General features: G+C 65.5%; 11 protein-coding genes. 5 read left to right on the top strand and 6 right to left on the bottom strand.

The window, feature by feature from the left end:
- Nucleotides 1–181: 181 nt before the first annotated feature.
- A complete protein-coding gene (locus ED92_RS37565; RefSeq protein ID WP_235213483.1) occupies nucleotides 182–979 on the top strand; it encodes a leucine-rich repeat domain-containing protein in 798 nt (265 codons plus the stop codon).
- Nucleotides 980–1,495: 516 nt separating this feature from the next.
- On the opposite strand, the gene ED92_RS37570 is transcribed toward ED92_RS37565, so the two are convergent.
- The 3 genes from ED92_RS37570 to ED92_RS43200 all read right to left on the bottom strand — a co-directional run bounded on the left by ED92_RS37570 (nucleotide 1,496) and on the right by ED92_RS43200 (nucleotide 4,227).
- The gene (locus tag ED92_RS37570) at nucleotides 1,496–2,254 is read right to left on the bottom strand and encodes a hypothetical protein (protein WP_037347078.1); all 759 of its coding nucleotides are present in this window, start codon (nucleotides 2,252–2,254) and stop codon (nucleotides 1,496–1,498) included.
- Between the two features lie 652 nt (nucleotides 2,255–2,906).
- Nucleotides 2,907–3,776 carry a S9 family peptidase gene (locus ED92_RS37575; protein ID WP_200882797.1) on the bottom strand — a complete coding sequence of 290 codons (870 nt, stop codon included), beginning with the start codon at nucleotides 3,774–3,776 and terminating at the stop codon, nucleotides 2,907–2,909.
- Complete coding sequence (locus ED92_RS43200) at nucleotides 3,733–4,227, bottom strand: hypothetical protein (protein ID WP_200882798.1); 495 nt, start codon at nucleotides 4,225–4,227, stop codon at nucleotides 3,733–3,735. Before ED92_RS43200 ends, ED92_RS37575 begins: the two co-directional genes overlap by 44 nt.
- 212 nt (nucleotides 4,228–4,439) lie before the next feature.
- Here ED92_RS43200 and ED92_RS37580 point away from each other — a divergent pair, with 212 nt between their 5' ends.
- From ED92_RS37580 to ED92_RS37590, 3 genes are read left to right on the top strand one after another with little or no spacing between them, the layout of a single operon-like run.
- On the top strand, nucleotides 4,440–4,913 hold the full coding sequence (locus tag ED92_RS37580; RefSeq protein ID WP_081976028.1) for a DNA/RNA non-specific endonuclease: 474 nt from the start codon (nucleotides 4,440–4,442) through the stop codon (nucleotides 4,911–4,913).
- A gap of 45 nt (nucleotides 4,914–4,958) precedes the next feature.
- Nucleotides 4,959–5,417, top strand: coding sequence for an SMI1/KNR4 family protein (locus ED92_RS37585; RefSeq protein ID WP_037347082.1), 459 nt, complete (start codon nucleotides 4,959–4,961; stop codon nucleotides 5,415–5,417).
- Nucleotides 5,418–5,455: 38 nt separating this feature from the next.
- Entirely contained in the window at nucleotides 5,456–5,734 is a 279-nt protein-coding gene (locus ED92_RS37590) for a hypothetical protein (RefSeq protein WP_037347084.1), read from the top strand.
- Nucleotides 5,735–6,275: 541 nt separating this feature from the next.
- Here ED92_RS37590 and ED92_RS42205 read toward each other — a convergent pair.
- The 3 genes from ED92_RS42205 to ED92_RS41505 form a co-directional block, all read right to left on the bottom strand.
- Nucleotides 6,276–6,824, bottom strand: a complete 549-nt coding sequence (locus ED92_RS42205; RefSeq protein WP_152611115.1) for a YrhB domain-containing protein — start codon at nucleotides 6,822–6,824, stop codon at nucleotides 6,276–6,278.
- Entirely contained in the window at nucleotides 6,791–7,036 is a 246-nt protein-coding gene (locus ED92_RS37595) for a hypothetical protein (RefSeq protein WP_037347086.1), read from the bottom strand. Before ED92_RS37595 ends, ED92_RS42205 begins: the two co-directional genes overlap by 34 nt.
- 589 nt (nucleotides 7,037–7,625) lie before the next feature.
- On the bottom strand, nucleotides 7,626–9,485 hold the full coding sequence (locus ED92_RS41505) for a tachylectin-related carbohydrate-binding protein (protein ID WP_161791136.1): 1,860 nt from the start codon (nucleotides 9,483–9,485) through the stop codon (nucleotides 7,626–7,628).
- A 313-nt stretch (nucleotides 9,486–9,798) separates the two neighbouring features.
- Between ED92_RS41505 and ED92_RS37605 the strand changes: the two genes are divergently transcribed.
- Entirely contained in the window at nucleotides 9,799–11,817 is a 2,019-nt protein-coding gene (locus ED92_RS37605) for a BTAD domain-containing putative transcriptional regulator (protein WP_081976031.1), read from the top strand.
- The last annotated feature ends 148 nt before the right edge of the window (nucleotides 11,818–11,965 follow it).

Genomic DNA, 11,965 nt, shown 5'->3' on the forward strand with positions numbered 1-11,965 from the left:
CTACCGGACAGGTAGAGGAGGACAAGCAGCATGATCGGTAAGACAACCACCCTCCGCTGAAAATCCACATCTCGAAGAGAACGAGCTCTCCATTCGCACGCTCATGCCGATGGCAGGAGGCTGCGCACTACGGGCCGCAGCGGCGGTAACTGTTACCGGCCATCGTCGATACGCTTCACAGGTGTCGACAGACGAGAACGCGCCGCAGGTGTTCCCCAATCGGTTCGCTGGCGCCGTCGGAGCCCCGCAGAATGGACTCGACCGGGATCACTGCCGGTGCGTCGGCTATTCGAAGACGACTCGACCGGTGACCGTCTCCTTCCATAAGGACACACAAGACCAAGCGGCAGAGGGCTGGCAGCACCTCCTGGCGCTGATCGACGAGGCTGCCGAGGATGGTCGGACGGAGTTCGCCCCCTTCAGGGGGATGAGCGCCGTGGAACGGCGGCAGATCATCACGTTGCCGTCCACGATCGCGAAACTGACCGCGGTCACGCGCCTGGTCCTGTACGGAACGAACCTGGTCCGCCTGCCACCCGAGATCGGAGCGATGACCAGCCTTGAGGTGTTCGAGCCCTATACGTCGCACCGGCTGCACTGGTACCCGTATGAACTCACCAGGTGTGCAAGAGTAATCGACAGCACGGTGAGCACCCGTGTCCTCTACGGCAACGCCAAGTTCCGGCCACCGTTTCCGGCGTTGCGGCCGGTGACCCACGCCGACCAGGCGGACTTCGCCGAGCTCGATCCGGGCGTGTGGGGCACCACGGTCGTACGGACATGCAGCGTCTGCGACAGGCTGATCGATCGAGAACTGCATCAGGTGTGGGTTTCCCGCCGGGTCGGTACCGACGTGCTGCCGCTGCTGGTGAACGCGTGCTCCGCGAACTGCGTGGCGACGCTGCCGACGTCGGCGCAAAGCTACGTTCCGACACCTCATACCGGCGGCCCGGACATCGCCCAGCCCGCTGGCCGCTAAGGACAAACCAGAGGGCCCGGGGCGAACCCAACTGAACTCATGCTCGAGCCGGTCCTCCGGTTGAGTCCTCGGGCGAGGCCTTTACGGACTCCGCCCGCCGCACCCGCCGCGGCGGCACAGGACCGTCGCGTGGCCAACATCCGCTCAAGCCGCGATGAGGACACTTGGGCAGCCTGATGGACCAACCCATGTTGCCCGGCCACCGCACGGCATCTGGCTCGCCGCCGAAGAAATGCCATGAGTTTGAGACTGATAATGGTGACGTCGCCGTGAGGCAGTCGAGAAGGCCCAGGTCGCGCAAGATCGACATGTCACGAGCGGTGGGACCCTACAGCTGCCTGCTGGGCTGTTCTAGCGGGTGCTGTGACGCGCCGAGTCATTCGAAGATGCTGTGGCACAACCGAATCAGCTGCTTCGTTGATGCCGATGTGCGGATGCGCCACGTTGTCGTCAAGGGAACTCGGCCGTTGCGCGGACTGGGCTTGGGTCACGGCGGTCGTAAACGCGGCCGAGTCCTCACGACGGTGGGGTGAGATTCTGGCAGAGGTGGGTGGGAAATGCCGGTTCGGCGGCGAGGATTTCGCCGCAGCCGCCGCCCTTCGCCGAGGCGAAGCTCATCCAGCCGTTGTCAGCCCAGCGGTAGGCGACCCGGGTCGGGGCCTGGCCGCTGTGCCGCTGCAGGTCGTGGATCAGCCAGTTCTGGTCGCACGCCCGTGTTGTGCCCGGATGCTCGGCCTCCGCGCTGAACTCGACCTGCGCCACCCATGCTTCGGCGCAGTGGTCGGTGGGCGGTTCGCAACCGAGGATCTGGTCGCATTTCCTCCAGCCGGTGGAGGTCAGCCCCCAGGTGTCCCCGGCGTTGACGAGCACCGGCCGCTTCCCGATCGGTGCCGCTGTCTTCATCGGGAAGTCGGTCGGGACCTGCTTACAATCCGGGCCGTTGCCGGGCTGGAACAAGACGCTGGCGTCGATCCTGTCTGCGGCTTCGGTGATCTGGGTGCGCGGTTGGACGGCACAGGCAGGCAAGTCGACGCGCAGTACCGCACTGTGGTCGTCCGGGCCAGGACGAATGTCGGTGACCCACGCGGACATGTCCGCCGGAGGAGCCGGCATAGGCGGCGGGGCCGGCGTGGTCGCTGACATGGTGGCCGAGGTGGTGGCCGGCGTAGCGGTGCTTCGGTATGGGATGTTCAGGGCCAAAACCAGCCAGAACACGAGCCCGCCCACCGCGAGCGTCCCCAATGTCCACAGCACGGGTCTCACAAATCTCGACATCGACGTTCCCCCTCAACGTTGTCGGCGGGGAGCCTACCGGACCATTGAACTGTGGTAGGCGAATCGGCGACCGAACGGGCACCACGCTGCTGTAATCCGTCCTCGCCTCGTCATCTGGCCGTCCTCTCGCAGGTCACACGGCTAGGACACGTTGCCGAGCGGGCGTGCACCGCGCAGAGCCATGCCATGCCGATAACCTGATCGCTGCTGGGCCCCTCGTTGGCTCGTCGGCCTGACCGAAGACGAGCTCGAAGCCGTCCTCGGTGGCGCGGAGCAGATCGCGTGGCCAGAACGACAGATCAATCCGGAGCGAGGAATCCAGCAGGAATACTCGCGAGCGAACTCCCTCACGCGACACGACGACGAGAGCGTCGGCAACTCCGAATTTGTCGTCGAGCGATCGCATTCAGTCCGATCGGGCATCGGCCGCTGCGAGTGGAACATGGGTGTGGCCTTTGTGATGGAGTCGGCAGCGGGCTGTGGTCCGATGCTGAACGGACAGATCCCAGGCTGTGGCGCGGACTGCGCGACGTCAGCCGCAGCTGTCAGCCCGCTGGTTTCTATGACCACGCGGCACCACGGCAGGTCCGGACCTGCCGTGGTGCCGCAGACAGTCCGTGGGACCGCACACGATGCTCGAGTTTCTGCTGGGCTAAGCGGATTCGGGTTCGTACTGGCCACCGAGGTGCTCGGCCAGGAACCGCTCCACCCTGGCGTAGAACTTCAGCTTGTTTCCGGGTTTCACCAGTCCATGGCCTTCGTCGTCGAACAGCAGGTACTCGGGAGGTACGCCGTTGGCCCGCAGCTTGGCGACGATCTGGTCGCTCTCGGCTTGCGGGACCCGAACATCGTTGGCTCCCTGCGCGATCAACATCGGGATCGTCATGGTGTCGGCGTTGAAGTACGGCGATCGCGACCGCAGGAATTCGGGCTCGGTGTTCGGGTTGCCCACGGCCTTGTGCATCTCGGCGATCAGCGGGGTGAAGTAGGGAGGTATCGCACGCAGGAGAGTCTCGAGGTTGCTCGGCCCGCACAGGGAGATGGCGCACCGAAATACCTCGGGGGTGAACGCCGCGCCGGCCAGGGCCGCGTACCCGCCGTAGGAGGCGCCGTAGATTCCGATCCTGTCGGGGTCTGCATACCCGGACTCGACGGCGACGTTGATGGCGTCCAGGAGGTCGGTGTGCATCTTGCCACCCCATTCGCGGTTCCCGGCGGCGACGAACGCCTTGCCCTGGCCGGTCGAGCCGCGGAAGTTCACCTGAATGCAGAGGTAGCCACGGTCAGCAAGCCACTGCGCTTCCGGGTCCAGCCGCCACGTGTCCCGCGCACCCGGTCCACCGTGCACCAGGAGCACGGTCGGGAGCTTCTCGGCGGTTCCGGCCGGGAACGTCAGATAACCGTGGATCTCCAGGCCATCGCGAGCAGTGCACGAGAACGGCTTGACCTCCTTCAGCCTGGTGGCGAGACGAGGGCGGTCATGGAACAGGAACCGTGCTCGGCTGGTGGCCCGGTCGTACACGTAGCTGGCGGTCGGTCCGTCGGCATGTACGTAGGAAACGACCCAGGAAGAGGTCGAACAGGCGCTCGGTGATGACACGGACATCCCCGAGCTGACCGCGGAGGACATCGAGCTCCTGCGCGCCGAGCAGGGACAGGCCGGGGTCGACGAGTACAACCGCGCCCGCGCTGATGCGAACAAGCCGCTGCTGGACTTCATCGCCCAAGAAGGCGGGCAGATCATCCTCGACATCATCGGCTACAACGACGCCAAACGCTGCTTCACCGAAGGCGACTTCATCTCCTGTGTCATGACCGTGATCAATGCCCTGCCCATTCTCAAGATCGCCTCCGTGCTCAGCAAGATCCCCGATGCCGTCTCCGCCGTCGTCCGCATCGTCAAAGGCATCCGCACCTTCAAAGACCTCAAAGTCGCCGGCCGGGCGGATCGCCAATAACCTGCGCGACGTCATCCGTCAGCTCCGCAACTGCCGCGGCGCGACCGGCCTCACGACCGGCGCACCCGCCCACACGCAGGGAACGTGCAACGTCCTCGACCGGGAGAAACGCATCAAGGTGGAGATGGACGAGCACAACAAAGCAGCCGCAAGTTGCTCCGAACCCGGGACGTCGCCTGACGCAGGTTGCCAGCAAGACCGACCTGGATGAGTGTTTCCAGGGACGGATGCGGGCCAACGTGCCACAGAACTTCCCCATGGAACCCTTCACCTGGATGGGAGCCCCTGCACAACGAGCCACAGGCGGCACCGTGTGCGCAACACACGCCACCGTGGAATCAGGCACCCGCGCCACGCCCGTCGGGCACCCGCTGGACGGCGAACTGAACGGTGCGAAGGTTGAGAGAGGCCACCTTGTCGCTGCCCGTCTGCACGGAACCAACCTGGTCGACAACATCGTCACCCAATACCGCACCGTCAACCGGTCAGACGTCAAGATCGTCGAAAACGCGGTCGCCAAGATGTTCGACAACAACCCCGCCGGGGTGTCCGTCCTGTACAAGGTGTGGGTGCAATACCCAAGCCCTACAGCGGCGATGCCCGCGTGGATCTTCATCGACGCTGTACGCTCCATTGGATTCACCTGCTCTGCTGAAATCCAGAACACCACGACGGGAAACGCGACAAAAACTCGATGCTGACCGTCGCCAGCCGCCGTGGCCACTTCAACCAGCCAGGGAAAGTCGATGACCCACTCCGAAACCCCGTCCCGCGTCGATGAGATCGCCGCCCTGCTGGGCTGGCAGCGGCAGTTCACGCCCGAGAGGTCCTGGACGATCGTCGAGCAGGATCTGGGCATCGCGTTGCCGTCGGACTACAAGGAACTGCTGACACGGTTCCCGGGCGGGGTGTTCAGGCGGATCGAGATCGACAGCCCAGTCGCAAACGACAAGGCCTGGACGAAGTACAAGCGCGCCCTCGATGAACTCCTCGAGATCCTCGGCGACGAGGACCTCGAGTACCTCGACAAGGTCGACTACACCCTCTACCCCGAACCCGGGGGCCTCCTGCCGTGGGGAGCCGATGGTCAAGGCGGCCCGGTCACCCAGCTTCTCTACGAGATCCTCACCAACACAGGTCAGGGCAACCTACTTCGTTGGGACTTCACAGCCCTGCCCGTGGAGTACATTCCCTATTCCAGCTGAAGGAGCTCAGAATTTCTGAGACTGCCTCGCGTCGTGCGGTGGATGCTATCGCCAGCGCGCTTGATTGGGCCGGCTCGGCGGCTCCCGGAGTGGACTGGGATGTTGTCGAGAGGCATCTGAAAACGCCTCTTCCGGCCGATTACAAGGAATTCATGGCACGGTTTCCGTCGGGAATATTCCGCAATGCGGTCAGGTTCATCAACCCGGTACAGGGTAGTGAGTATCTGGATGCCTTTCAGGCTGACTTCGACCAGGACTTAGCCAATGTGAAGACAGCCTGGGAAAACGAGTACGACACTTATCTTCCGTTTCCGTAACCCGGCGGAGTCGTGCCGTTCGCCTCCGATGACACGGGCGGCACATTCTTCTGGCTTCCCTGGAAGCCCGACCCTGGCAGGTGGCACGTCGTTTACCTGAGTCGACACAGTCCTGACGCTTGGACACGGACGAAACGGTCGATGACCACAGTGATGCTCGAACTCGCGAAGAGCCAAGGCAGGCGAAATATTCTTGGCTGGAACATGGCGCGATATGAGCGTTCATTCAACCCGTTGACTTTGTAACCACCCGCAGTTGTGCGCCTCCGGAAAGGTCTTCCGTGCTTGAACCGCTGCAAGTGGGCGTCGACGACCGCAGTGCGCCAGAGCGATGGTGTAACGAGCGATGGCGTAACGACAGTCGATCCCCTGAACGCTCCGCTAGGCCGTGCTGAGCGTCTCGTGTTGTGCGCGAACCCGCGAGAGGACACATTCCTGGTCGCGGGCCGATGACCCGTTCGCCCTGCTCGGACCGTCGCGCCCGTATTCACCACTGGTGTTCCTTGGGTCTGATTATTCGTGTGCCCGACGTGAGCGTCGTCTAACCGTGCGGGGTATACGTTCCTGGCTCGGGATTTGGCCCAGATAGACGCCAACACACCCTTCGGCCGGTCCGCGTTCGAGGCAGGTGTGGGCGAATGTGCTCGGGTGCTGACATGCGGGCCGCGACAGCCTCGACGTAATCTCGGGCTTCTTGCGGGCTGAGGTCGGGGGCGGATGCTCGCGCGAGCCGGAGCGCGTCGAACCGCCGGCCGCGGTCGGTCAGCTCGATGATGCGTGTTCGCAGCGGATCGTGACGTTCGATCCCGCGGACTTGCTCGGGGTACTCCGCGATCCACTCGCCCTGCTCGAGATCAGCGGTTGCGTGCAGTCCGTGGAGACTGCCGTCCACCGCATCGACAAGGAACGGTCCGTGACCCACCACTGCGTCCGTGATCTCACCGGAGCGCAGGTAGCGCTCGCTCTGGCTATGCACCACCCAGCCAAGCCGGTGCGGGCTGACTTTTATGATCACCATGTCTGGTCCGTGCACCTCCCACCCGGACACATGCCGCTCTACGATCTCGACAGCCCATTCCTTGGACACCACGACACCAGGCTAGTGGACACTGCGCGGTGCGGGTCCCAGGGCCCGTCGGTCTCGATGGTGTCCACTGTGGACCAGCCGCCGAGCAGGGAGACGGCACCGCCCCGGACGGAGAACACCTTGCCGGTGAACGGGCAGTCCGCAGTCGCGAGTGGTGCGATGTTCGCCGGGCTGAACGCGTCGAACTCGCCTTCGCCGACCTCGGCGGCGAACATGGCCCCCAGAAGTCGGCCGTGCTGGCCGCGCAGCTCGCCGCGTTGTTCCCCGGCCGACGCCGAACGTCGTCGGTTGCGCGATCGTCCGCCAGGTATCCCTTTTGCGAACCCAGTTGAAGAAGGACTTGGCCATGCACCTCGGCGTCGACTACTACACCGATCTGCAGCCCGACGATCGCGCTCTCCTGGTCAGCTGTGGTTCGTCTCCCGGCGTCGGCTGTGGCGACCACGTCGGCCGCGCCCCGCGGACCGGCCACAGGTCAACTCATGTGTGTGCGGCGCCTGTCCGGCGAAGGCTTTGCCCGATGCGGGGCAACCTGAGTCCTGAAAACGATCGACCTTTGCGCGGACCGGGTTCTGGTCACGAGGGTCGGGGTAGTCACGATGCCGGTCGCGGTCCACGCGCAGCACTCCATCCGGTCGTAAGCGCGGGCGATCTGTACCGGCGAGGCCAAGGCTGTCATTTGATCGGCTCGGCGGGAACCGGAGACGAGGAACAAGGATTCGGTGTTTGCGGAGTTTCCTGACCTTTGACGAAGTTGGTGGCGGTCCGTTCCCTGTTGCGGGGGAACGGGCCGCCACCACCTTCTCAGCCGATCGTTAGCTTTCCGCCAGCGGCGGCGACGGCGCGGTCGGGCGGGACCACCGCGGTGGGGGTGGCCATCGTCCAGACGTAGGTCTGGTCAGCGGCGTCTCGGGCGATGAACACGAGTTGGTTGGTGGCCTGGTTGGCGTAGCTGAGCACGACAGGATCGGTGGCGATCTGAGTCGGCGCGACCGTGGTCCACGGCCTGAAGTCCGAGCTGGACGGGGCTGTCTGGCCGGTGGAGTGGATGAAGCCCATCGGTCCGCGGGCCGCGATTTCGATCCGGGAGGTGGCCGACATCGTGGCCGAGACGGGGCCAGCCGCGGTGAGGCCGGGGATCGGGTTCCATTGTCCGGTGAACACGCCGTTGGTCTGGCGTGTGGACGCGACGGAGCCGTCGACGGAACGGGCGAACACCTGAACCTGGTTGTCCAGCGCGACCACGGCTGCGGCAGGGCCGGTGGACTTCACACCACCAAGACCGCTCCACGGTCCTAGGGTGCCGTCGGCCGGATTGGCGGCCGGATGGTACGTGGCGGTCTGGTAGAAGCCGTTTTTGTCCAAGACGATCACCTGGAGGTTCACGCCGTTGCGCACGACAGTGGGCGGTGTCGCGGACAGGTTGTTGCCACCGAGCGGCCGCCACGCGGTCAGCGGACCGTTCTGACCGGCACCCGTCCGCACCCACAGTTGCCCTTGGCCGTCGATTGAGAAGGCGTAGAGGACATTGCTCGGCCCGGTGGTCAAGGTCGGGGGAGCGGCAAGGAACCCGCTGAAGGACACGAGCGGTCCCCATACCTGCCCGGCTCGCCGGTCGCCGCGGATCTCGCTGTCGGTGCCGAGCGCGAGCGCCTGGAGACTGCTGTCGGCGTTCTGCGCGGCCGCTGGCCTGCCGGTGAACGCCTGATATCCGGTGAACGTGGTTTTGTTCATCTGCAAGGTTCCGGGGTCGGGCTGATCACCATGGACGAGCCTGTGGTCATTGTCGACCCAGAAATGCTGTAGCCGCCCGTCAGGGGTCTGGAAGACCGTGCTCGCCGCGCCGGTCACGGTCGGCACGGCGGGCCGCTGCGGGGTGACGGAGGTGTCCTGCTTGCAGCTGTCCGGCTGCGCGGTGATGTCGAGCTCGGTGTTCCAGCCCGTTCCCACGATCTTGCCGCCGCCGTCGGGAGCCCCCGGAGCCCAGGTCTCGGTGTCCGGGAAGTACCGGTACCAGCGCAGGACCGGTTGAAACACCCCGGACCCCGGGTCGAGGCCGCTGCCTCCGCGACCGTAGAGGACGTCACCACCCGGAGAGAAGATCTGCTTGAACATCTCCCAGCCGCCACCCACGAACTTGTAACGCTGGGTCCAGCGCTGGGAGGCCGCGTCGTACTGGAACCGGAACAGCTGGCCGTTCGGGGTTCGGGCGTAGAGAACGCCGTCACCGGCGGCGGTGATGGAGTCGAACTTGTCCCAACCGGAATCGATGGTGCGGTGGACCCAGGTCTTCCCGACCGGGTCATAGCGATGCCAGTGCAGGTTGCCGTCGGTTTCGTCGGTGAAGAAGTCGCCGTTCTGGTCGACGGTGATCCGGTTGCGGTAAGCGGGGTCGTGCCAGCCCACCCAGGGCTGGTCCTGGACGGCACCCTGGCCTTCCCACCCGGTTCCGGTCCACCGCCAGCGCACGAGGTCGCCCTCGTTCCACGGAAGGCCATCGCCCGGTACGCGGTGGACGATGGCATAAAGGATGCCGCCAGGGGCCGCCAGGGCCCTGGCGTTCGCCCAGCCATTTCCGACGGCGGCTGACGGCTGCACCCAGTTGTATGTTCCGTTCGCTGGGTCGTTGTGCTGGTACTTCCACAGGTTTCCGTCGTCGCGCACCGACCAGAGAGTGGCAGGGGAACACTGAGCCGCCAGTGGTGCGACCTCGGCGTTCGCGGCCTGTTGCGCCAGCGGCGTGAAGGAGATCACCAACGCTGCGGCCACAAGGGCGCGGGGCACTGTTCTTCGAGCTCCGGAGCTTTGCATAGCGATCCCATTCGTGCCGTTTGCACTGAAAGACAGCGTGGTACCGGGCGGCACCAAACGAACCGAAGCGTGCCCATTACCGCTATCGCAAGGCTATCCGCGCGCTGTCCTCGGCGTTACTCTCGCGATTACTGGATGATCTCCGCGCAGTGATCTGGGGGGACTGGTGTCTGATGCTGCCCGATTCACGATTCTGGGACCGGTCGAAGTGTGGTCGGCAGGAAGGCTTGTTCCGATCCCCGCTGCCAAACAACGGATCCTGCTCGCTGTGTTGGTTCTCCGTGCGGGAAAGGTCGTGTCGGCGGAGGAACTGATCGACCTGCTCTGGGCCGAGTGTCCACCGGCCTCGCCCAGGGTGGGACTGCAGACCAACGTGCTGCGTTTGCGCCGACGCCTGGGCGGTCTCGGGCAACGGATCGTCACCAAGCCGCCGGGATACCTGATCGAGGTCGGGCCCGACGAGGTGGATGTCCATGAGGCGACGCGATTGGCGGCCGAGGCAGAGCATGCGGCCGAACAGGGTGACCTCGACAGCGAAGCACGGTTGCTCGCGCGAGCACTGGGCCTGTGGCGGGGAGAGGCGCTGGCGGATATCGACGTACCGTCCTTGCAAGCGACCGAAGGACAGCTCATCGGCGAGTGGCGGCTCCGCTTGCAACAGCGCCATCTCAGCGCACTGCTGAGCGTCGGGAAGCACGCCGAAACCATCGGTCCGCTGTCTGTCCTGGTGAGCGGTAACCCGCTGCGGGAGGAGTTCATCTCGTTGCTGATGCTGGCCCTGCACCGGACGGGTCGTTCCGCGGAGGCCCTCCAGCATTATGAGCAGACCAGGCGCACTTTGGCGGAGGAATTGGGGGCCGATCCCTCGCCCGAACTCCGGAATCTGCACGAACGGATCCTGGCCGGCGATCCGGGTTTGAACCTGGTGGGTGCGGCCGGGCAGGTCGAGGTGGCCACCACGCCGGGACCGGCGAGACACGGGGAAGTGCGGGTGCCTCGTCAGTTGCCGACCGTGCCCCGCTCGTTCGTCGGTCGCGTCCGCGAACTGAGCGCGCTCGACGCTGCTTTGGCACAGGGGAACGGTTTGGCGGCGATCAGCGGGATCGGCGGTGTCGGCAAGACCTGGCTCGCCCTGCGATGGGCACGGCAGAACGCCGCGCGTTTCCCCGATGGACAACTCTATGTCGATCTCCGTGGCTTCGATCCCTCTGGCCCGCCGCTGCCCTCCGAGTCTGCGCTGCACGGTTTGCTGGAGTCCTTGGGGGTGGAGCGGGCCCGAATCCCGTCCGGTGCCGACACCAGGGCAGCCGTTTATCGGAGCCTGGTCGCGGATCGGCGCATGGTGATCGTGCTGGACAACGCCCGGGATTCCGCCCAGGTCGCGCCCTTGTTGCCAGGCGGCGAATCCTGCGTCGTCCTGATCACCGGCCGACACCGGATGGGAGGCTTGGTCGCCAGGCACGGTGCGGTCCCTCTGGTCGTGGACACGCTGGCTGGCGACGAGGCACGGCAGTTGCTGACCGGCTGTCTCGGCGTACGCCGGGTCTCGGCAGAGCGAGAGTCCGTCGCCGAACTGGTGCGGCGATGCGCGGGGTTGCCGTTCGCCCTGAGTGTCGTCGCCGCACGAGCCACGACCAACCCGGGGTTGCCGCTGAGGTCACTGGCCGAGGAACTCAAGGAAAGATCCACGCGACTGGACGCGATCGACTCCGGTGATACCGCGACGAATCTGCGCGCGGTGTTCTCATGCTCTTATGACGCCTTGAGTGCCACGGCGGTACGGCTGCTCGGCCTACTGAGCCTGGCGCCGGGCCAGGCCAGCTCAGTGCGGGCGGCCCAATGCCTGGCCGGCACCTCCAGCATCCGCAAAGTGTTGCGGGAACTGGAAGACGGGTCTCTGCTCCACCAGGACGGCGCGGGCCGCTACCAGATGCATGGCTTGCTGCGTCTGTACGCCGCCGAGCGTGCCACCGCGGACATCGACGCGGCCGATCGGGTCTCCGCGGTGAACCGGTTGGCGGAGTTCTATCTCAGTGCCGCCTATGCCACGGACGGTCCGTCGTCAGCTGGGCCGGCGGTGGTGGCGTGGCTCGCGACCAGACCGACGGAGGGCGGCGCGGCCGGGCAAGCGCGGCACAACGGGGTGGCCGGGCTGGGAATCAGGTGCAGACCGGTGCCGCGGTGAGTCCGGAGGTCCGGACCTCGGTTTCCGGGACGGCGAGCTAGCGCGAGGACAGCGCGGCGCGAGCGGCGGGCGGCAGGCTTTCGTTCGGCCCGGCTCATCGAGCCGGGCGACGGATCCCGAGGGAAAGAGTCTGCCATGCCTGGGTCGC

Origin of the sequence: Amycolatopsis sp. MJM2582 (assembly GCF_000754115.1) — a bacterium.
In the GTDB taxonomy this organism is placed as follows: domain Bacteria; phylum Actinomycetota; class Actinomycetes; order Mycobacteriales; family Pseudonocardiaceae; genus Amycolatopsis; species Amycolatopsis japonica.

What these genes read in the sequence shown, in the direction of transcription:
- ED92_RS37595 (WP_037347086.1), bottom strand. Translation starts at nt 7,036, where the DNA reads ATGTTCGCCGCCGAGGTCGGCGAAGGCGAGTTCGACGCGTTCAGCCCG.
- ED92_RS37580 (WP_081976028.1), top strand. Translation starts at nt 4,440, where the DNA reads ATGCGGGCCAACGTGCCACAGAACTTCCCCATGGAACCCTTCACCTGG.
- ED92_RS37585 (WP_037347082.1), top strand. Translation starts at nt 4,959, where the DNA reads ATGACCCACTCCGAAACCCCGTCCCGCGTCGATGAGATCGCCGCCCTG.
- ED92_RS43200 (WP_200882798.1), bottom strand. Translation starts at nt 4,227, where the DNA reads ATGACGTCGCGCAGGTTATTGGCGATCCGCCCGGCCGGCGACTTTGAG.
- ED92_RS37570 (WP_037347078.1), bottom strand. Translation starts at nt 2,254, where the DNA reads ATGTCGAGATTTGTGAGACCCGTGCTGTGGACATTGGGGACGCTCGCG.